Source organism: Arthrobacter sp. AOP29-A2-19 (assembly GCF_058138025.1).
In genome coordinates this window covers 1054298-1073638 of sequence record NZ_CM176894.1, presented here as the reverse complement: position 1 = coordinate 1073638, position 19341 = coordinate 1054298, and the positions used below count along the sequence as shown (strand labels likewise).

Genomic DNA, 19341 nt, shown 5'->3' with positions numbered 1-19341 from the left:
TCCTAGTTCCTTCCTTCCGCGCCTTCGGGCGCCGTGCGTGTGGGCGAGTCCGCCGCCTGGTGCGGCGCGGGCTCGAGGTGGAGGACGACGTCGTCCCCGAGTTGTTGGTGCGGAGGACCGCCGACGGGGTCGTAGCGCCAGCGGCGCGCCGCCCCGAGCGTCCGGATCCCGAGGTCGCCGACGGCGTGCCGTCCCGCCCCGAGGAGGATGGGCGCCTGATAGAGCCAGAGCTCGTCGACGAGGTCCGCCGCCAGGAACGCGGTCGCAACGGAGGAGCCGCCCTCCACCATGGCGTGGTCGATCCCCGACCCTGCGAGGGCCTCCAGCACGGCGGCGGGCTCGTGCGTGCGCAGCTGCCTCCAGTTCCCGTCCCCGCGGACGGCGGCGCCGACGGGGACGTCACGGTGGCCCATGACCACCCGCAGCGGTTGTTGCGCCGACGGCTCGCCCGACGGGGTCCTCGCCGTGAGCCGCGGGTCGTCGGCCAGCACCGTGCCGGTGCCGGCGATGATGGCCTCGGCCGTGGCGCGGACACCGTGGCTGTGGGCGCGGGCCACCGGGCCGGTGATCCACTGGCTGGTGCCGTCCTGGGCGGCGATGCGCCCGTCGAGCGACTGCGCCAGATGGAGCGTGGTGAAGGGCCGTCCGGCCGCCCTGGCCGCGAACCAGCGGTGGTTCAGCTCGCGCGCCTCCGCGCCGAAGAGTCCCTCTTGCACGTCGACTCCGGCGGCGCGCAGCCGGTCCGCCCCACCTCCGGCCCGGTCGGTGCCGTCGGCCGCGGCGAACACCACGCGCCCGATCCCCGCCTCCACGATGGCCTGGGCACAGGGCCCCGTTCGGCCGGTGTGGTTGCAGGGCTCGAGCGTCACGAGCATGGTCATTCCGGCGGCCTCGGATGCGGGCACGGGTCCCAGCGCAGCGAGGGCGGCGGCCTCGGCGTGGGCGGTGCCCGCACCGGCGTGGTGTCCGACGGCCCGCACGTTGGCGTTGGCGTCCAGGACCACGGCCCCCACCAGCGGATTGGCGCCACGGCGGCCCTGCCGGGCCGCGTCGAGCGCCCGTCCCATCGCGCGGGCCTCGATGGCGGCGCGGCTCATGCGCGGCTCCTCGTCGTCGGATCCGGGAGCAGGGTTTCGATCGAGGGTTTCGCCCGGTCCTTCGCGCGCCACCAGACGAAGAAGCCGACCAGGGTGAAGCCGCCGTAGAAGATGTACATCACCGCGCTGGCATAATAGCCGGCGCTGAAGAGGAGTGGGACGCCGACCACGTCCACGGCAACCCAGACCAGCCAGAATTCCACCCACCCCTTGGCCATGCCGTAGGTGGCCAGCAGCGACCCGACGAACGTCCAGGCATCGGCCCACACCGGCTCGTAGGAGCCCAGGAGGCGGAAGAGCGGCGTAATGGCGATCGTGCCCACCACGAGCACGACCACCAGGCCCAGGCGTTCACGGCCGGTGGCCCAGGTGGGCACGATCGCCGTGCCCGAGCCGTTGCGGCTGTCGCGCCAGCGCTTCCAACCGTAGAAGGAAACGGCGATGAACATGATTTGGCGTCCGGCCTGCCCCAAGAGGTTGGCGGTCTGCACCGAATCAAAGATGCTGCCGAGGAAAACGGTCAGCAGAATAAGGTTGCCGACGATGCCGACAGGCCAAGCCCAGACCTTCCTTCGCATTCCGCCGAGCGCGCTGGCAAGTCCGAAGACGTTGCCGACGACTTCGCGAACCAGTAGACGGTCGCTGCCGACGGGAATGTAGGCGTTGAAAAGTTCTGTGAGCCACCGCAGGGATTCCATCGTTCCTCCTTCTGAGCCGCGGCGGCTCCGGGGGTACGACAGTTCGGCGCGGGTGGCGGACGCACCATGGGTGCGCCGAAACCAACCAACCTACTTTGTACGTGCTTCTCCCATCCAGACTTTAACTGTCGGTACCGGAATTTCACCGGTTCAACCGCCGCGCGTGAGCGCAGTGGGTCGCGGACTATAACCGCCGGTTCGGACTTTCACCGACCCCGGAGCACGTGTAGTTGTGTTTGTAGATTAAATCACAGTGGCGCGGCACCCGGTGACACGACGTTGCGCAATGTGTCGACGGCGGCCGCCGGGTCGTCGGTGCCGTACACGCTGGACCCGGCGACAAAGACGTCGGCCCCGGCCTCGGCGGCCCGCAGGATCGTGTCGCGGGTGATGCCGCCGTCGACCTGTAGCGCAATGGGCAGCCCGCTGCCGTCGATCGCCGCTCGGGCCCGCCGGATCTTGGGCAGGACGATGTCCAGGAACGCCTGTCCGCCGAAGCCGGGCTCGACCGTCATCAGCAGGAGCATGTCCAGTTCCGGCAGCATGTCCAGATACGGCTCCACGGGCGTCGCCGGGCGGAGGGCCATGGCGGCCCGGCTGCCCAGCCCGCGCAGCTCGCGGGCCAGCCTGACGGGCGCCGCCGCGGCCTCCGCGTGGAAGGTGACGGACGCCGCCCCCGCCTCCGCATAGTCCGGCGCCCACCGGTCCACGTCCTCGATCATCAGGTGCACGTCGAGCGGCAGCGTGCTGGCCTTGACGAGGCGCCTGACGACCGGCAGGCCGATCGTCAGATTGGGAACGAAGTGGTTGTCCATCACGTCGACGTGGACCGCGTCGGCGGTGTGGATGCGGTGCAGCTCGGACTCCAGGTTCGCGAAGTCGGCCGAGAGGATGCTGGGATGTATTCGGCAGTCGTTCATCGGTTCAGCCCTTCTCTGCGGCCGGTTCGCCGGCCGGCGCGTCGACGGTGATGAGCGCCAGGAACATGGCGTCCGTGCGATGCACGTGTGGCCACAGTTGGACCGTGGAGCCCGCTCCGCTGCCCGCGGGCCGCGCCCCGCCGACCTCGCGGATGCCCACGCGTTCAATGGCGGCGCCGGTGTCCAGAAGCCGCGCCTCGGGATGCCGGCGGAGTGCGTCGTCGACGACGGCGGTGGTCTCCGCGGGGTGCGGGGAGCACGTCGCGTAGGCCACGACTCCCCCGGGCCTGACGGCCGCGAGGGCGGCATCGAGCAGCTCGCCCTGGAGAATCGTGAGCTCCGCGATGTCGCGTGGCGTCTTGCGCCAGCGCGACTCCGGTCGCCGCCGCAGCGCGCCCAATCCGCTGCAGGGCGCATCGACGATCACGCGGTCGAACCGCTGGTCCGCGGGGATCTCCAGGTAGCGGCGGCCGTCTCCCACCACCACGGACCAGGCGTCGCGCGGAACGGCCGCCATCGCCTGGCGGACCAGTTCGGCGCGGTGCGGCGCGGGTTCGTTCGCCGTCAGTTCCGCGCCGCGCTCCGCGGCGATCGCGGCCAGCAGCGACGCCTTGCCGCCGGGGCCGGCGCACAGATCGAGCCAGTCCGTGTCCCGCCCCTCGATCGGCTCCTCGGCGAGGGCCCGGGCGACCAGCTGGGATCCGGCGTCCTGCACACGCGTGGTTCCGGCGCGCACTGACCGCAGGCGGGACACGTCGCCGGCGGCGTAGTAGGCCGAATCCGGAGCGAGTTCTCCCGGCTCGGCCCCGTTTTCGAAGGCCTCGTCCAGCGAACCCAGCCCCGGCAGCGCCACGAGGTTCACCACGGGCGCCAGGTTGTCCGCCTCGAGCAACTCGGTGATTTCCCCGGCGGAGCGTCCGTGCGCCACCAAGGACTGGCGGAGCGCGCGCACGATCCATTCGGGGTGGCTGTGGGCGAGCGCGTCCCGCGCGGCGGGATCCTCGACGCCTTCGAGGAGGACGTCCGTCCACTCCTGGAGGTTGTGCGCCGTCACCTTGCGCAACACGGCGTTCACCAATCCGGAGGGGCCGGCCCCGATCACCGCGCGGGTCAGGGACACCGTCTCGTCGAGTGCCGCGTGCGTGGGAACCCGCATGGCCAGGATCTGGTGGGCGCCGATCCGCAGGGCGTCCAGGACCGCGGGATCGAGCTGGCCCAGCGGCCTGTCGACGCATTTGGCGAGTACGGCGTCGTAGAGTCCCTGTCCGCGCAATGCGCCGTAGGCGAGCTCCGTCGCGAAGCCAGCGTCGCGGCGGTCGAGGCCCCGTTCGCGGATGCGCGCGGGCAGCACCAGGTTGGCGTAGGCGTCCTCGGACGCGACTGCCCTGAGCACCTCGAAGGCCGTCAGCCGGGCCGGGTCGGCGACGCGCTTGCGCTGGGACGGTGCCGCCGTGCTGAATCGACGATCGGCCACCCCCCCACGGTTTCGCTCGCGTCCCTGCTCGTTCCGGCGTTGCCGGCCCCCTCCGGAACCCTGCTGGCCGTGGCCGCGCGGTTGGTCGCTCATTCGAATTCCACCTTTGTTGCGGTCCCGCCGTCTCCGGTGGAACCTTCGAGTCCACGCGCCCACTCGGCGGCGGCCATGGGCTTCTTGCCGGCGGGTTGCACGGTCCCGAGGCGCACGGCATGCGATCCGGTTCCCACCAGCACCACGGGCTGCTTCCCGGGGAGCACTTGGATCTCTCCGGGCGCAAGCTGCCGTTGCTCCGCCTCGGGCAGGACCGGCCCGAGCTTGAACCGCTGCCCCCTCCATCCGGTCCAGGCGCCCGGTTCAGGGGTGGTGCCGCTGATCCGGCGCCGAATCGCCAGGGCGGGCTGCGACCAGTCGATGTGGCCGTCCTCCAGCCCCAGTTTGGGGGCGAGGCTGACGTCGCCCGACTGCGGAACGGCCACAAGCCGGCCCGACCCGATGCCGGAGAGCGTCTGCGAGAGCAACACGCTTCCGCTCTCCGCCAAACGGTCCAACAACGCCCCGGAGGTGTCCTCCGGGCGGATTGCCTCGGTGAGGCTCCCATAGACGGGGCCGGTGTCCAGGCCCTCCTCCAGGAGGAACGTCACGGCACCGGTGACCTCGTCTCCGTTGATGACCGCGTGCTGCACCGGCGCGGCGCCCCGCCAGGACGGCAGGAGCGAAAAGTGCAGGTTGACCCAGCCGTGGGCCGGAAGCGAAAGCGCCGCGGCCGGCACCAGGCCGCCGTAGGCGACGATGGCGGCGACGTCCGGGGCCGCGGCCCTGATGGCCTCCTGGGCGGCCGCGTCGATGCGGTTCGCGCGGATGACCGGCAGGCCGAGCTCCTCCGCGCGCGCCGCCACCGGAGAGGGTGCGGGAATACGCTTGCGCCCTTGGGGCGCGTCCTCGCGCGTCAGGACGGCGACGACTTCGAATCCGTCCCGCACCAGGCGCTCCAGCGAGGGGACCGCGACGGCGGGCGTTCCGGCGAAAAGCACCCTCACAGGCTGGTTCCGAAGCTTGATCCGACCGACTTCGAGCGGGAGGCCACGGTGGCCCCCGCGACGTCGTTGTAGGACGCGTTGCGGATGCGCCGCAGCGCGTCTTTTTTGTCCTCGCCCGTGAGTCGGTCGATATAGAGGACACCGTCGAGGTGGTCCGTTTCGTGCTGGAGGCAGCGCGCGAGCATGCCCTCGCCCTCGACCACCACGGGGTTGCCGTCCACGTCCACACCTGTGGCGCGCGTCCAACGGCGGCGCCTGACCGGATAGCCGAGGCCGGGGATGGACAGGCAGCCCTCGATGTGGTCCTCCTGGAACTCTTCGCCGAGCTCGAGGACGGGGTTGACAATGTGGCCGCGTTGGCCGTCGATCTGGTAGGTGAAGACCCGCAGCCCCACGCCGATCTGGGGAGCCGCCAGGCCCGCGCCTTCGACGTTCTCCATGGTCTCGTCCATGTCGCGAACCAGCCGGCGCAGTTCGTGGCCGAAGTCCGTCACGGGTTCGGCCGCCGTCCTGAGGATCGGATCGCCGACAATTCGAATTCCCAAGACCGCCATGGCCGTGAACTCCTCCCGCCGGGCTAGCCGGCAATGTGCTGTGGATTCCGTCGCCGATCCCGTGGGGGCCCCGGCGCCCTGCCATTCTACTGTCCGGATCCCGTGGGCGGGCGCTACGGCCCGGAGGCTCCGGCCGCGGGCGCGCTGGCGGGGGCGGCCTGCGGAGGAGGGCCGATGGGGCGAAGGGCGATCCCGGCGTCCTCGACCTTCATCGTCGCCTCCCATACCTGCCGGAGCGCCCAGAAGCGCCGCCAGTAGGCGGGCAGAACAGTGGGATTCGCCATCATGGACGCCACCTCGGTCTCCCCGATGGCCACCCCTAGCAGCATGGGGTCCGCCCCGTACTTCCAGGGCTCCCAGGTGCCTGCCTCGGCGTCGACCACCATCTCCTCCGCCTTGTATCCGGCCACCAACTGCATGACCACCTTGGGGTCGAGCTGCTTCACGCGGCCGTCGCGGCCGGTGCCCTTGGTCTTGTAGTCGACGAGGCACAGCCGTCCACCGATCTCCGCGACGAGGTCCAGCGTGCCGGCGTAGCCCACCTGGTGGTTCCATACGGTCACCTCGGCGGCCAGCGGGACCACACGGTATTCGTCCCACCAGTCGTCGAAGCGCGCGGCGAAGGCGCCCTCTCCGTGTTCCTCGAGGGTGGCACGGTGCTCGGCCGCCGTATGCGGCTGGCCCAGCGCGCGCAACGCGACCTGCTCGCAGTAGCCGTGCACCCTGTCTCCGCGCTGTGCGGCCGCGTTACGGAACAGCTCCGCGGCACTGGAGGCGTCGCGCGCCACCGCGCGGAGCTTCGCCGGGCTGCCGACGCACTCGGCGAGGCGCTCGTCCTGCACAACGGCGGTGGCGGCCATGTGCCCGATCCAACCATCCATCCCGGAAGAGGCCTGCCCGATCACGGTGGTGATGGAGGGGACCTCGGGAAGCCCCCCGACCCGGCGGGAGTACATTCGGCCGAAGGATGTTTGGTGGGCGAGAGCCGGTGACGTCATGGCATCGATTCTGGCACGCCGCACCGCCGCTTTGGGTCCGTCCCGGGACACGGGGCAGCCCCCTCGGCCGGGCACCGACGCGCGGCGGCGAAGGCCGATTTGGACGAACGGCAGAACGTCGTATAGAGTTTTTACTCGTTGGAAAGCACGGGAACGGGCAAGGAAACAAGCCGGTTTCAGTACGGTTTTCCATCACGCGGACATAGCTCAGCTGGCTAGAGCGCCACCTTGCCAAGGTGGAGGTCGCGGGTTCGAATCCCGTTGTCCGCTCGCAATACTCTGTAGTGGTCGACTAGTCGGCAGCCGGGTACGGGTCACCGTTCCAGGACATGGTGGGGTGGCCGAGTGGCTAGGCAGCGGCCTGCAAAGCCGTCCACGCGGGTTCGAATCCCGTCCCCACCTCGCATACAGTATGATTGCACCCTGACAAGGGCGATTGGCGCAGCGGTAGCGCGCTTCCCTGACACGGAAGAGGTCACTGGTTCGATCCCAGTATCGCCCACGAGGAATCTCCGCCACGGCGGAGATTCTTTTGTGTTGAGACAACACACGCGGACATAGCTCAGCTGGCTAGAGCGCCACCTTGCCAAGGTGGAGGTCGCGGGTTCGAATCCCGTTGTCCGCTCCGCCAAACACCCCGGTTTATGGACCGGGGTGTTTTTTTGTGCCGGCGCGCCCGCGCCGGGCCTCTATTTCGTCGAGGTCCCTGACGGCGTAGCGGAGGTGCTCCCATTCCTCGTCCAATATGGTGTGCAGGCAGGAGAGGACCGTCTCCCGGTGCTCGGGCGCGTGCGGGTTCGGTCGGATCGAGGACAGCGTGTCTGCCGAGACGCTCGCAAGAAACTCGCGCACCATCTCCACGCGTCCCTCCCGGGCCAGCAGCACTTCCCCGAACGACGGCGCGGTGTTCGTGAGGATCGACACGTCGAAACCGCCGGCCGCCGTTCCCGAGTCCACTTGGCCCGCGGGATGGAAGGGCCGTTCGATGCCCAGGATCGCCCGGCCGAGCCACATGTCCGCGGCCATGACGAGGTGCCGGAGCGTCTGCGCGAACGACCATTCGCCGTCCACCGACACGTCGACGGTCCCGCGCGGCATCGCCGCAACGCGTTCCAGGGTCGCCGCCCACGTGCTTTCCAATGTCGCCCAGGCGGAGCGCAGGCCCACCGGGTCTTCGGCCCGTCGTTCGGCGCGGCCGGGAAATCGGCGGCACAGTTCCTCTTCGACGAGGGGAATCACGTCGACGCCATTGACATGAAGGCTCCCCCCGTCCATCAGCCACGGGGCGTCGATGTCCGCGCCACGCACATCGACGCCCCGCATCACCACGCCGGACAAGTCCGCATCCCTAAACCGGGCACCACGCAGGTCCACGCCGACGAAGTCGGCTCCCCTCAGATCGTCGGAGCGACCGGATGCTGCCATGATTTCCTCCTGGTACGTCGAAATTGCCCGACCGCGGCCCGCCCGGCGGGGGCACTACCACCGCGAAAATCCCGTGGAACACAGGCTGTCGCGGTACGGTACGGATCGTCAAGGCGGTCCGCCCCATGTGTCGTCCGCCACCTTTGGCGAAGGCCGGCGTGCGGATGCGCGCTTTCGCCGTTGGCGAAGCGGTTTCTGCGCTGGCGACCTTGTTGGGGTGCGCACACCGAATAGGATGGAGGAAGGCGGGAGCGCCCCTGGCTCCCCGAGTGAAGGGAGGTGCCACTTGTCTGTATTTGACGAGCTCAAGGGCAAGGCCGAGGAACTCAAGGACAAGGCCGGCAGTCTGGCCGGCGAAGGAGCGGAAAAGCTCCGGGGCACTGTCGACACGATCGGAGACTTTGTCGACGAGAAGACCGACGGCAAGTACGCCGAGCAGGTTTCAAACCTGCAGGCGTCCGCCAAGGATCTCCTCGACAAGGTCAAGGACGACGGGCCGAATCCCCCCCGCCTAGGTTTTTCGGGCGTCCGAGGACGCCAGCCTGCCCAGAGCGCGGCAAAGCGGGTGCCGGTACTGCCGTGAGGCGGGACCGGCACCCGCGCACGTTAGGGCCCTTCTCCCCCGCCGCGAATCCCCGGCGCGTGCCGCGCGCCCGCCGGCCGTCCGACTAGGCTGGACACGTTCTTGGGAACACCCGTCTTGTGCGCACCGCCCGGTCGTACTCCGCCCGGAAGGAGCCACCCGCATGCGGACCTTCAGCGAGCACGTCCAACGCGATGCCCGGCCGATCGTCGCCGGGTTCGTCACCGCACTCGTGGGGTTCGGCTCCTCCTTCGCCGTCGTCCTGGCCGGCCTGCGAGCCGTCGGCGCGACGGACGCCCAGGCCGCATCGGGACTCTTGGCCCTCGTCGTGGCGCTGGCGGTCTGCACCATCGCGGTGGCCTGGACAACCCGGCTCCCCGTCACGATGGCATGGTCGACGCCGGGCGCGGCCCTGTTGGCGACTGCCGGCGGCCTCTCGATCGGCTGGGACGAGGCCGTGGGGGCGTTTTTGGTGTGCGGGGTCCTGATAGCGCTCACGGGCGCGGTGCCTGCACTGGGGCGTCTCGTCGCCGCCGTCCCCATACCGTTGGCGCAGGCCATGCTGGCCGGTGTGCTGTTCGAGCTCTGCCTTGCCCCATTTACCGCCTTGGCGACCGTGCCCTGGCAGGCGGGCCCGGTGGTCTTGGCATGGCTCGTGATGATGCGGTGGAGGCCGCGCTGGTCCGTTCCGGTGGCCATGCTGGTCACCCTCGCCGTGATCGGGTTCACGAGCGCCGCGTCGGGAACCGCGCTGCCCACCGACGTTGTGCCGCGGCTCGAATTCACGGAGCCACGGTTTACGGTCGAGGCCATGGCGGGCATTGCGCTGCCGCTGTTCATCGTCACCATGGCATCCCAAAACGTGCCGGGCGTGACGGTGCTGGCCGGATTCGGATTCAGGACGCCCTGGTCGGCGTCGATGCTTGCCACCGGAGCCGGAACGGCGGCGGCTTCCGTATTCGGCGGCCACGCCGTCAATCTCGCCGCCATTTCCGCCGCGCTGGCGGCAGGCGACGAGGCCGGGCAGGACCGCGCGCGCCGGTGGGTTGCCGCCGTGTCCGCCGGAGTCTTCTATCTCCTTCTCGGCGCGGCATCCAGCCTGGTCGCGGCCCTCGCGGCGGCGGCGCCTGCCGGGCTGCTCGCGGTCGCGGCCGGGCTGGCCCTGTTGGGCACCCTGGGCAATGCCGCCTCGAGCGCACTCGCCGATCCGGGGTCGCGGCTCGGCGCCCTCACGACGTTCCTCGTGACGGCGTCGGGCATCGGCTTCGGCGGTATCGGCGCCGCGTTCTGGGGCCTGCTGGGCGGGCTCGTTGTCCGGTTCGCCATTGAGCGGCGCGGCTAGGCGGACGTCCCGCCGCGACGGCCGCCCCTAGACCAGTTTCTCGCCCTTCTGGCCCTCGCGGGCCAGCGCGGTCAGGCGGGACACCGCGCGGAAGTACTTCTTCATGTAGCCGCCGGAGAGCATTTCGTCGGTGAAGAGCTGGCTGAAGGGGGCGCCGCTCGCGACGATCGGGACATCCTTGTCGTAGAGCCTGTCGGCCAGCACCACGAACCGCAGCGCCAGCGCCTGCTCGGTGATGGTGTGCACGTTGTGCAGGACCAGGACATCGATGCCCTCGAGGAGCTGCCGATAACGGCTGGGGTGCACGCTGGAGAGGTGCTTGACCAGGTCGGGGAACGAATCCACGGCCATGACCTTGTCGCCGTAGCGCGCCGCGGCGTGGTCGCGCAGCGCCTCGTCGGCGATCGGCTCCGGAGCCTCCGGCAGCCCGCGGTGCCGGTAGTCCTCGCCGTCGATCCGGACGACGTCGAATTGGTCCGCCAGGACCTGGATCTCGCGCTGGAAGTCGACGGCGGCGAACCGGCCGTCGCCCAGGGACCCGGGCAGCGTGTTCGACGTCGCGGCGAGCCGGACGCCGGCGTCGGACAGTTCGCGCATCAGCCGCGACATCAGCACGGTGTCCCCGGGATCGTCCAACTCGAATTCGTCGATGCAGACCAGCTGGTACCCGCTGAGCACCTCCACGGTCTTGCGGAAGGAGAGCGCGCCCACGAGGTTCGTGTATTCGACGAAGGTCCCGAACGCCTTGGGGCCGGGGGCGGCATGCCAGAGAGAGGCCAGGAGGTGGGTCTTGCCGACGCCGAACCCGCCGTCGAGGTAGATGCCGGCCTTCGTGTTCTTCTTCTTGCCGCCGAACAGGCGCCCCATAAACCCTCCGGAGCCCGCCCCGACGCCCGCCGCGAAGTCTCGCAAGCGCTGCACGGCCTCCGCCTGCGAAGGCTGGGACGGATCCGGCCGGTAGCTGTCGAAGGAGACGTCGCCGAAGCGGTACGACGGGTGGAAGCCCGAAAGCAGCTCGTCGGGCGTCACGGTCGGGGTCCGGTGTGTCAGGTGCTGGATCGGGGCCACGGGGTGCGTCGGTTCCTTACAAAGTCGGCGGGGGCGCGCTGAGCGCACCACGGCAACTTTACGCCCAGGGCCGGCGCGGCCGCACGCCGGACCCGCCGGGGTGGCCGCGCGTGTCGGCGCCGCCACCCTGCGGGCCCCGCGCGCCGTCACGCCGAGGGCGAAATGTGTCGTATCGGACCGCCCCTCCCCTCCGCCCCGGCGGCCCGCCCGATAGGCTTGGCATCAGGACGAATCCCCCAGCGAACCGAGGACACACATGCCCATCGCACCCGACAGCGATCCCAAATTCTCCGACTATGCGCACCCCGAGCGCCTGGTGTCCACCGAGTGGCTGGCCGCCCACCTGGGCGACGACTCGCTGGTGGTGCTCGAGTCCGACGAGGACATCCTGCTCTACGAGACCGGGCACATCCCCGGCGCGTTGAAGATCGACTGGCACACCGACCTGAACGACGAAGTGACGCGCGACTTCGTGCAGGGAGAACACTTCGCGGCGCTCCTCGGATCCCGCGGAATCTCCCGCGGCACCACCGTGGTCATCTACGGCGACAAGAGCAACTGGTGGGCCGCCTACGCGCTGTGGGTCTTCAGCCTCTTCGGCCACGAGGACGTGCGCCTGCTCGACGGCGGGCGCGACAAGTGGATCGCCGAGGGCCGCGAGCTGACGCGCGAGAAGCCCACCCCCGTCGCCGTCGACTACCCCGTCGTCGAGCGCGCCGACGCGCCCATCCGCGCCTTCCTGCCCGACGTCGTGGCCCACTTCGGGAAGCCGATGATCGATGTGCGGTCCCCGGACGAATACTCCGGCGAACGCACCCACATGCCCGCGTACCCGGAAGAGGGAGCCCTGCGCGGCGGGCACATCCCGTCGGCCGCATCGGTGCCCTGGGCGCGCGCGGCCGCCGAGGACGGCACGTTCAAGTCGAGGCCGGAACTCGAGGCCATCTATCTGGGCGACGCCGGGCTGAAGACCGGCGACGAGGTGGTCGCGTACTGCAGGATCGGCGAACGGTCCAGCCACACGTGGTTCGTTCTCAAGCACCTGCTGGGCTTCGAATCGGTGCGGAACTACGACGGATCGTGGACGGAATGGGGCAACGCCGTCCGCGTGCCGATCGCCCGGGGCACGGAGCCGGGCGTCGCTCCCACGCGGAGTGGATCCTAAATGGGCGCCCTCCCCGCGGCCCTCGCCGAGATCGTCGAGGACTTCAACGCGCTCCCGGAGCCGGAACGCCTCGAACTGCTGCTCGAGTTCTCCGACGGACTGCCGGAACTGCCCGAGCGGCTCGCGGAGCATCCCGAACTGCTTGAACAGGTGGTGGAGTGCCAGTCCCCCGTTTTCCTGACCCTTGAGGTCGGCGACGCGCCGGACCGGCCCGTCCACCTGTTCTTCTCCGCCCCCCGCGAGGCCCCGACAACGCGCGGCTTTGCCGGAGTCCTCCACGAGGGGCTCGACGGACTGACCGCCGCCGAGGTGCTCGCCGTTCCGGACGACATGCCGGACCAGCTGGGGCTCACGCGTGCCATCACGCCGTTGAGGATGCGTGGCATGACAGCCATGCTCGGCCGCATCAAACGGCAGGTGCGCGACGCGGTGGGGACCGCCTCCTAGGCGGGGCCGAGGGCCGAACCACATGTCCAGGAAAAAGTCCGCTTCCGAACGGCACGGCGGCACGCCGGCGACGTCGGTCCTCGACGCCGCCGGCGCCCGGTACGCGCTGCACCACTACCCGCACGAGGAGAACGCGGCGTTCGGCCCGGAGGCGGCGGCCGCCCTCGGCGTCGAGCCGGCGCGGGTGTTCAAGACGCTGCTCGTGTCCACAGGCGCGGCCGGGGCCGGCTCGCTCGCCGTCGGCGTCGTCCCCGTGGACGGCAGCCTGGACCTCAAGGCGCTGGCCGCCGCGCTGGGCGTCAAGAAGGTCGAGATGGCGGACCCGGAGGCGGCGGAGCGCCGAACCGGCTACGTCCTGGGAGGCATTTCCCCGTTGGGCCAGCGCCACGCCAGCCGGACGGTGGTTGACGATTCGGCGTTGGGGCATCCCACCGTGTTCGTCTCCGGCGGCCGCCGCGGGCTCGAGATCGAGCTGGCGCCGGAGACGCTCGTCAAGCTGGCCTCGGCGACCACCGCGGGAATCGCTTCCCGCTAGCCCATCAGGTATCCGGCTTGGGCCGCGGGCCGCCACGCTCTAAGCCCCGAGAGAGACCGGAGCGCCCCCGGGATGCGGCGCGTCCATGACCCCGCCGAGCCAGTCCGCGACGGTCTGCTCCCAATGCCGCGGGTCCACATTCCATTCCCGCGTGTGCCGGGCTTGGGTGAAGCGGACGAACGTCACCATGGCCGGGTTCAGCTCCGCAATCTCGGCGGAGGGGCCGACGGGCACAAAGTCGTCGTCCTCGCTGTGCACGATCAGCGTCGGAACCCGCAGCTGGTCGGCGCGGGAGACCCAGTTCAGTTCCTTGAGGTTCACCGGCGTGGCGAGCCCGGTGACCCACCGGCCGGCGCGGTTGGACAACATCCACTGGCCCAGTCGGCCCACGGGTTCCGGGATCCGGTTCAGGTGCGCCTGGTGGCGCAGGACGTCCATCCAGTCGACGACCGGTCCGTCCAGGACCAGGGCCTGCACCCGCTGCCGGTGGCGGGACTTGTCCGCCACCTGCAAGGCGATCGCGCCGCCCATGGACCATCCGAAGAGCACAATGTCCCGGGCACCCCGGCCCAGCGCGTACTCGATGGCGGCCTCGACGTCGAGCCACTCGGTGGTGCCGAGCCCGTAGCGCTGGTCGCTGGCGTCCGGAGCCAGCCCGTCGTTGCGGTAGGAGACCAGCAGGGCGGTCAGCCCCTGCCCCACGACGCCGGGTATGGCGCGCAGCGCCTCGGTCCGGTCGGCTCCGCGGCCGTGGACCATGATGGCCCACGTCTGGGACCTGGTGGTCCCCGGCACCAGCCAGGCGGGAGCCGTGCCTCCCTCCACGGGGACGTCGACGTCGGTGGCCTCGATCCCCAGGTCGGAGGGCGACGTGTAGACGACGCCGGACCAGCGGCCGCGCACGGCCCGGGCCAGATCTCCGGAGTAGACGTGCTCGACGCGCCGGGCAATGGTCCCCTCCGCCGGCGTGAAGGACGTGATTTCTCCGATCCTCGCGTGACCGCGTCCGGCGTCGAAGAATAGCGAGTAGGTCCCTGGTACGGTCGTCTCCGAGTTGGCCGGCAGGATGACATCGAGTCCGGCAGGTGTGCGGACCACCGCAAGGATGGCCAGATCGTCCACGTGCGAGCGGGCGGGCGTCACCACCTGCCGGGCAAAGTAGCCGGCAAGCGCCGAGACGCTTCCGGCCAGCAGTGATCCGGCCCCGAGGCCCACACCCGCGCCCAGCAGCCCCCAGCGGAGCATGGGCGCCGCGGCGCCGGGCGGGACGGGGGACGCCGTGTTGTTGCGCATGCGCCCATCATTCCAACATCCCGGCCCCACGGCCAATTGTCCGCCCGGGCCGGGAATGGCTGGAGGGTGCGGTTCGTTGTTCACCACGTGAGCAACCTCGACGAGAACAACCAGACCACCTTCCCCGTATCCAAGACCGACGAGCAGTGGAGGCAGGAACTCTCCCCCGCCGAGTACCAGGTCCTGCGCAAGGCAGGAACTGAGCGTCCGTTCACCGGCGAGTACTGGGACAGCCACGACCAGGGCGTCTACGCGTGCCGCGCGTGCGGTGCCGAACTCTTCACCAGCGACCGGAAATTCGACGCGCATTGCGGCTGGCCGTCGTTTTGGGCGCCTTTGGCGGAGGACAAGGTGCGCTACCTGCACGATTCGGCGCTGGGCATGGAGCGCATCGAGGTGCGCTGCGCGTCCTGCGACTCCCACCTCGGGCACGTCTTCGAGGGCGAGGGCTACGGGAACCCGACCGACCAGCGCTACTGCATCAATTCGGTCTCGCTCAAGCTCAAGCCCGCCGATTCCCCGGTGGAGTAGCTTCCGGTCGCCGTCGGCACCACGGCGTGAACTGGCGGTGGCACCCGTTCCCGAGGGCATGAGCATGCCACTTGCTTATGCTTAGGCTCGTTTTCAATCAGTGATCCTTTTCGAAAGTTACGCTGGGTAGACCATCCACGTTTACGCCGTCCGCCCGCCGGACGGCGGCTCACCCGGAAAGAGGTGCACTGACATGACTCAGCCCGCCATCCACTCGCCGGCCGCGGACTCCGCAGCCCTCGTCTCGTCTCCGAGCTGGCAGGCCCTCAAGTCGGCTGCCACCCGGTTCCAGCCCATCCAGGCCAAGGACGGCTCGGTGCCGGACCCCGCCGATCGCGGACTGGCCGTCGAGCTGACGGAGACCATCGTCGCGGCCGTTTCCGACCTGGCGCCGGCGTTCCCGCACGACGCCGACTACCTCGACCTGCTGGTCCACGACTTCCGCCAGTGGGCAGCCGGCGGATTCGGCGTCCCGGACTTCCTCGACTCGCTCCGGGCCTTCCAACCCCAGCTGCACCGCGTCGACGGCCTCCGCCACCTCGTTGTCTTCCCGATGTACACGCAGAACGGCTCCGCGAACCGCCATGTGGAGGCGGTCCTGGTCCAGGTGATCTGGCCGGACTTCATCGCGGAACTCGAGGCCGGAGACTACTCCAACAAGCTGTTTGTGCCCCTGCGTTTCCTGGACTTCACGCCGGGCTACGACACGAACTCGGCGGTCCTTTTCCCGGAATCGGTCGCCCTGCGGGAGACGCCCACCTTCACGTGGGGCGCCATCTTCCAGGACCGGGAGGCCGCCCGCTACCGCCGTGTGGTGGACGCCGCCGCCGCCATCACCAACCTGCGACTTCCGCAGGACGCGGCCTCCCTACTGACGGACCAGTCCCTCGCCGAGGAAACGTTTGTTATGTGGGACCTGATCCACGACCGCACGCACATGCGCGGAGACCTGCCCTTCGACCCGTTCATGATCAAGCAGCGGATGCCGTTCTTCCTCTACTCCCTCGAGGAGCTCCGCTGCGACCTGACCGCGTTCCGCGAATCCGTGCGCATTGAAGCGGACGTCGCCGCGGGCGAGAGCGCGCGGCGACACGCCAAGCTGGTCCAGTACGCCATCATCTTCGACCGCATTTTCCGGTTCGCCATCACCGGAACGCGCGTCCGGAACTACGACGGCCTGGGCGGCCAGCTGCTTTTCGCGTGGATGCACCAGCACCATGTCCTGCACTGGACGGACACCAAACTGACGATCGACTGGGCCAATGTCCCCGACGTCGTGAGCGCGCTTGGCGAGGCCATCGACGACCTGTACTGGCGTTCGATCGATCGCCCGAAGCTGGCCCACTGGCTTGCCGCCTACGAGCTGGTGGCCTCCACCGTCACGCCTCACCCGGCCTCCGTGTGGGCCCGCGGCAAGGACGCGCTGCCGCTGACCTCGCCGCTGCGCGAGATGACCGACCAGGTCATGGACGACGAGTTCCCGCTGTCCATGTTCTACGAGGCGCTCTCCAGGAAGATGCAGCCCGTCATCGAATCCACGGTGGGGATCACGGGCGCCACGTCCGCCCACGAACTAGACTCGGCGGCATGACCGAACCCCTAGCCACTGCCCGATTGGATGGCCTGACGGTCCTGGTGGCCGGCGCCACGAGCGCAGCCGGCGTCGCCGCGGCGCGCGCCCTGGACGAAGCCGGCGCCACCGTGCTGGCGGCCGGGACCGACCGGTCCCGCCTCGACGAGAGGCTGCCGTTCGCCGCGGAGCGCCACGTCTGCGACCTGTCCGACCGGGCGTCCGTGGCGCGCCTTGCCGAGGACTTCCGCGGCGCCGGCCGGCGCGTTGACGGGCTGATCCACCTCGTCGGCGGCTGGCGGGGCGGCAAGGGGCTCGCCGGCCAGACCGACGACGACTGGGATTTCCTGCACCGCAACGTTCTGACCACCCTCCGCAACACCTCCCGCGCCTTCTACGACGACCTTGTGGCCTCGCGCAACGGCCGCCTCGCCATCGTGTCTGCGACGGCGGTTGACCGCCCCACGGCGTCCGGGGCGAACTACGCGACCGCCAAGGCCTCCGCGGAGGCGTGGACGCGCGCGGTGGCGGCCGGTTTCACGGCGGCGCAGTCCGGGCACAAGACGGAGCCCGTGCCGCAGCGCGCGGCCGCGGTCGCGTTCGTCATCAAGGCCTTTGTCGACGAGGCGGCGCGCCGCGCGGAGCCGGACAAGGCGTTCTCCGGCTTCACGGACGTGCGCGACTTCGGCGCCGCCGTCGTGCGCCTGTTCGAAACGGACGCCGGGCTGGTCAACGGAGCCCGGCTCCCGCTGGTCCCGGACGAGGCGCCCACCGTGCCCAACACCCCGGGCTAGACTTTCCACCGCACGCCCCCCAAACCTAGGAACCACGTGAGCACCTCCCTGCACAACGCCGCCGTCCGCGGCTTCGCCTCAGACAACTACTCCGGGGTCCACCCCGAGATCCTCCAGGCGTTGGCCGACGCCAACGGCGGCCACCAGACCGCCTACGGCGAGGACGACTACACGGCCCGCCTGCAGGAAGTCGTGGCGGCCCACTTCGGCGAATCGGCCGAGGCCTTCCCCGTATTCAACGGCACCGGCGCCAACGTCACCGCCCTGCAGTCGATGCTGCCGCGCTGGGGCGCCGTGGTGTGCGCCGCCACCGCCCACATCAACGTCGACGAGAACGGTGCCCCGGAGCGCATCGGCGGAATCAAGCTGTTGACGGTCCCGACCGACGACGGCAAGCTCACGCCCGAACTCATCGACCGCGAGGCCTGGGGCTGGGGCGACGAGCACCGGGCCCAGCCGCTGGCGGTGTCCATCACCCAGTCCACCGAGCTGGGAACCCTCTACACGTCGGCAGAAATCCGGGCGATCACCGAGCACGCGCACGCCCTCGGCATGCGGGTGCACGTCGACGGCGCCCGCCTCTCCAACGCCGCGGCCAGCCTGGGCGAGCCGCTGCGCGCCTTCACCAGCGACGCAGGCGTGGACATCCTCAGCTTCGGCGGAACCAAGAACGGGCTGATGTTCGGCGAGGCCGTGGTCCTCCTCAACCCGGAGGCCGCCACCGGGCTGAAGTACCTGCGGAAGATGAACATGCAGCTGGCCTCCAAGATGCGCTTCGTCTCCGCGCAGCTCGTGGCCCTCTACGGCGGCGACCTGTGGCTCCGCTCGGCCTCGCACGCCAACGCCATGGCCGCCCGCCTGCGCTCGGCCGTGGACGGAATCGAGGGGGTCGAGGTCACGCGCCCGACGGAATCCAACGCGGTCTTCGCGAAGCTGCCGCCCCAGGTCGCGGACCGGGTGCGCGAATCGTTCCGCTTCTACGACTGGGACGCCTCGACGGGCGAGGTCCGCTGGATGTGCTCGTTCGACACGACCGAGGCGGACGTCGATGCGTTCGCGGACGCGATCCGCCGGGAAATGGCCACCGCCTGAGACCGCCCCGGCGTGCCTGAGCGGGGGCCGCGCCGCCCCGTCCTACACTCGGAGGCGTGACCGCACTAGGCGACCTTTCAACGGTTCCCCCGGACTTCCTGGCGGCCCTGGCCTCGCTTCGGCGGGCGCAGGGGCGCTCCGAGGTCCGGCTCGAGGAGATTCCCGCCCCCGCACGGCTCGCCCCGTTCGCCGTGGCGCTGTCGGCCGAGGTGTTCGAGCCGGCCGCATCGTTCGCCCGGCCCCAGCACGGGCCGGCCGCCGCCGCACTCGCGGACGCGCGGGCCGGCGAGGACGACGACGAGCTCGCGACGGGCCGCTTCATCCTGCTCCACGATCCGGCGGGCTCGGCCGTGTGGAAGGGCAACTTCCGGATCGTCACGTACATCCGCGCCCAGCTCGACGCCGACATGGGCAACGACGCCATGCTGGGGTCCGTCGCGTGGACCTGGCTGGTCGAGGCGCTGCAGGACCATTCGGCCCGCCACACGCAGGCCGGCGGCACCGCCACGCGCGTGTTGTCGGAGAGCTTCGGCGGCCTCAGCGACCGCCCCGAAACCATCGACATCGAGCTGCGGGCCTCCTGGACCCCCAGCGATCCCGACGTCACGAACCACCTCGAGGCGTGGATGGACATGGTCTGCACGTTCGCGGGGCTGCCCCCGCTTCCTGCCGGCGTGACCGCCCTGCCCCGCCGCCGGCGCTCCTGAGCCGACTA

At 70.2% G+C, this 19341-nt stretch carries 20 protein-coding genes, 4 tRNA genes and 1 riboswitch; of the genes, 14 read left to right on the top strand and 10 right to left on the bottom strand.

Annotation, left to right across the window (positions count from 1 at the left end):
- Nucleotides 1-2 precede the first annotated feature (2 nt).
- The 7 genes from ribD to AC3ZJJ_RS04805 all read right to left on the bottom strand — a co-directional run bounded on the left by ribD (nt 3) and on the right by AC3ZJJ_RS04805 (nt 6781).
- The gene (gene ribD, locus AC3ZJJ_RS04835) at nt 3-1097 is read right to left on the bottom strand and encodes a bifunctional diaminohydroxyphosphoribosylaminopyrimidine deaminase/5-amino-6-(5-phosphoribosylamino)uracil reductase RibD (protein WP_489894120.1); all 1095 of its coding nucleotides are present in this window, start codon (nt 1095-1097) and stop codon (nt 3-5) included.
- The gene (gene pnuC / locus AC3ZJJ_RS04830; protein WP_489894119.1) at nt 1094-1795 is read right to left on the bottom strand and encodes a nicotinamide riboside transporter PnuC; all 702 of its coding nucleotides are present in this window, start codon (nt 1793-1795) and stop codon (nt 1094-1096) included. The genes ribD and pnuC overlap by 4 nt, the downstream gene beginning before the upstream one ends.
- Before the next feature lie 97 nt (nt 1796-1892).
- Nucleotides 1893-2023, bottom strand: a riboswitch (FMN riboswitch).
- Nucleotides 2024-2043: 20 nt separating this feature from the next.
- Nucleotides 2044-2715, bottom strand: a complete 672-nt coding sequence (rpe, locus tag AC3ZJJ_RS04825) for a ribulose-phosphate 3-epimerase (RefSeq protein WP_489894118.1) — start codon at nt 2713-2715, stop codon at nt 2044-2046.
- A 4-nt stretch (nt 2716-2719) separates the two neighbouring features.
- Nucleotides 2720-4282, bottom strand: coding sequence for an RsmB/NOP family class I SAM-dependent RNA methyltransferase (locus tag AC3ZJJ_RS04820; RefSeq protein WP_489894117.1), 1563 nt, complete (start codon nt 4280-4282; stop codon nt 2720-2722).
- Nucleotides 4279-5229, bottom strand: coding sequence for a methionyl-tRNA formyltransferase (locus tag AC3ZJJ_RS04815; RefSeq protein ID WP_489894116.1), 951 nt, complete (start codon nt 5227-5229; stop codon nt 4279-4281). The genes AC3ZJJ_RS04820 and AC3ZJJ_RS04815 overlap by 4 nt, the downstream gene beginning before the upstream one ends.
- Complete coding sequence (gene def, locus AC3ZJJ_RS04810) at nt 5226-5783, bottom strand: peptide deformylase (RefSeq protein ID WP_489894115.1); 558 nt, start codon at nt 5781-5783, stop codon at nt 5226-5228. The genes AC3ZJJ_RS04815 and def overlap by 4 nt, the downstream gene beginning before the upstream one ends.
- Nucleotides 5784-5896: 113 nt before the next feature.
- A complete protein-coding gene (locus tag AC3ZJJ_RS04805; RefSeq protein WP_489894114.1) occupies nt 5897-6781 on the bottom strand; it encodes a cytochrome in 885 nt (294 codons plus the stop codon).
- A gap of 196 nt (nt 6782-6977) precedes the next feature.
- Between AC3ZJJ_RS04805 and AC3ZJJ_RS04800 the strand changes: the two genes are divergently transcribed.
- From AC3ZJJ_RS04800 to AC3ZJJ_RS04785, 4 genes are all read left to right on the top strand, one after another.
- Nucleotides 6978-7051 (top strand) — tRNA-Gly (locus tag AC3ZJJ_RS04800).
- A 61-nt stretch (nt 7052-7112) separates the two neighbouring features.
- Nucleotides 7113-7183 (top strand) — tRNA-Cys (locus AC3ZJJ_RS04795).
- A 28-nt stretch (nt 7184-7211) separates the two neighbouring features.
- Nucleotides 7212-7283 (top strand) — tRNA-Val (locus AC3ZJJ_RS04790).
- A gap of 49 nt (nt 7284-7332) precedes the next feature.
- Nucleotides 7333-7406, top strand: a tRNA-Gly gene (locus AC3ZJJ_RS04785).
- Nucleotides 7407-7423: 17 nt separating this feature from the next.
- Here the strand turns inward: AC3ZJJ_RS04785 and AC3ZJJ_RS04780 are convergent.
- Nucleotides 7424-8206 (bottom strand): DinB family protein, encoded by a 783-nt coding sequence (locus tag AC3ZJJ_RS04780; protein ID WP_489894113.1) that lies wholly within the window; start codon nt 8204-8206, stop codon nt 7424-7426.
- Nucleotides 8207-8492: 286 nt separating this feature from the next.
- On the opposite strand from AC3ZJJ_RS04780, the gene AC3ZJJ_RS04775 reads away from it, so the two are divergent.
- Nucleotides 8493-8789 (top strand): antitoxin, encoded by a 297-nt coding sequence (locus tag AC3ZJJ_RS04775; protein WP_489894112.1) that lies wholly within the window; start codon nt 8493-8495, stop codon nt 8787-8789.
- Nucleotides 8790-8952: 163 nt separating this feature from the next.
- Nucleotides 8953-10131, top strand: a complete 1179-nt coding sequence (locus AC3ZJJ_RS04770; RefSeq protein ID WP_489894111.1) for a benzoate/H(+) symporter BenE family transporter — start codon at nt 8953-8955, stop codon at nt 10129-10131.
- Between the two features lie 27 nt (nt 10132-10158).
- On the opposite strand, the gene zapE is transcribed toward AC3ZJJ_RS04770, so the two are convergent.
- Nucleotides 10159-11199, bottom strand: coding sequence for a cell division protein ZapE (gene zapE, locus AC3ZJJ_RS04765; RefSeq protein ID WP_489894110.1), 1041 nt, complete (start codon nt 11197-11199; stop codon nt 10159-10161).
- A gap of 256 nt (nt 11200-11455) precedes the next feature.
- Here zapE and AC3ZJJ_RS04760 point away from each other — a divergent pair, with 256 nt between their 5' ends.
- Genes AC3ZJJ_RS04760 through ybaK form a run of 3 tightly spaced genes read left to right on the top strand, consistent with a single transcriptional unit; the run spans nt 11456 to nt 13346 of the window.
- Nucleotides 11456-12364, top strand: coding sequence for a sulfurtransferase (locus AC3ZJJ_RS04760; RefSeq protein WP_489894109.1), 909 nt, complete (start codon nt 11456-11458; stop codon nt 12362-12364).
- Nucleotides 12365-12811 (top strand): SufE family protein, encoded by a 447-nt coding sequence (locus AC3ZJJ_RS04755; RefSeq protein ID WP_489894108.1) that lies wholly within the window; start codon nt 12365-12367, stop codon nt 12809-12811.
- A gap of 22 nt (nt 12812-12833) precedes the next feature.
- Nucleotides 12834-13346: a Cys-tRNA(Pro) deacylase gene (gene ybaK, locus AC3ZJJ_RS04750; RefSeq protein ID WP_489894107.1), complete on the top strand. Its 513-nt coding sequence runs from the start codon at nt 12834-12836 to the stop codon at nt 13344-13346.
- 39 nt (nt 13347-13385) lie between these two features.
- Here the strand turns inward: ybaK and AC3ZJJ_RS04745 are convergent, their stop codons facing one another.
- Complete coding sequence (locus AC3ZJJ_RS04745) at nt 13386-14639, bottom strand: alpha/beta hydrolase family protein (RefSeq protein ID WP_489894106.1); 1254 nt, start codon at nt 14637-14639, stop codon at nt 13386-13388.
- An 87-nt stretch (nt 14640-14726) separates the two neighbouring features.
- On the opposite strand from AC3ZJJ_RS04745, the gene msrB reads away from it, so the two are divergent.
- The 5 genes from msrB (at nt 14727) to AC3ZJJ_RS04720 (ending at nt 19333) form a co-directional block, all read left to right on the top strand.
- A complete protein-coding gene (gene msrB, locus AC3ZJJ_RS04740) occupies nt 14727-15170 on the top strand; it encodes a peptide-methionine (R)-S-oxide reductase MsrB (RefSeq protein WP_489894105.1) in 444 nt (147 codons plus the stop codon).
- Between the two features lie 193 nt (nt 15171-15363).
- Nucleotides 15364-16761 carry a DUF6421 family protein gene (locus AC3ZJJ_RS04735; RefSeq protein WP_489894104.1) on the top strand — a complete coding sequence of 466 codons (1398 nt, stop codon included), beginning with the start codon at nt 15364-15366 and terminating at the stop codon, nt 16759-16761.
- On the top strand, nt 16758-17534 hold the full coding sequence (locus AC3ZJJ_RS04730) for an SDR family oxidoreductase (protein ID WP_489894103.1): 777 nt from the start codon (nt 16758-16760) through the stop codon (nt 17532-17534). The genes AC3ZJJ_RS04735 and AC3ZJJ_RS04730 overlap by 4 nt, the downstream gene beginning before the upstream one ends.
- Nucleotides 17535-17570: 36 nt before the next feature.
- The gene (locus AC3ZJJ_RS04725) at nt 17571-18626 is read left to right on the top strand and encodes a threonine aldolase family protein (RefSeq protein WP_489894102.1); all 1056 of its coding nucleotides are present in this window, start codon (nt 17571-17573) and stop codon (nt 18624-18626) included.
- A gap of 56 nt (nt 18627-18682) precedes the next feature.
- Nucleotides 18683-19333 carry a DUF3000 domain-containing protein gene (locus AC3ZJJ_RS04720; RefSeq protein ID WP_489894101.1) on the top strand — a complete coding sequence of 217 codons (651 nt, stop codon included), beginning with the start codon at nt 18683-18685 and terminating at the stop codon, nt 19331-19333.
- Nucleotides 19334-19341 lie beyond the last annotated feature (8 nt).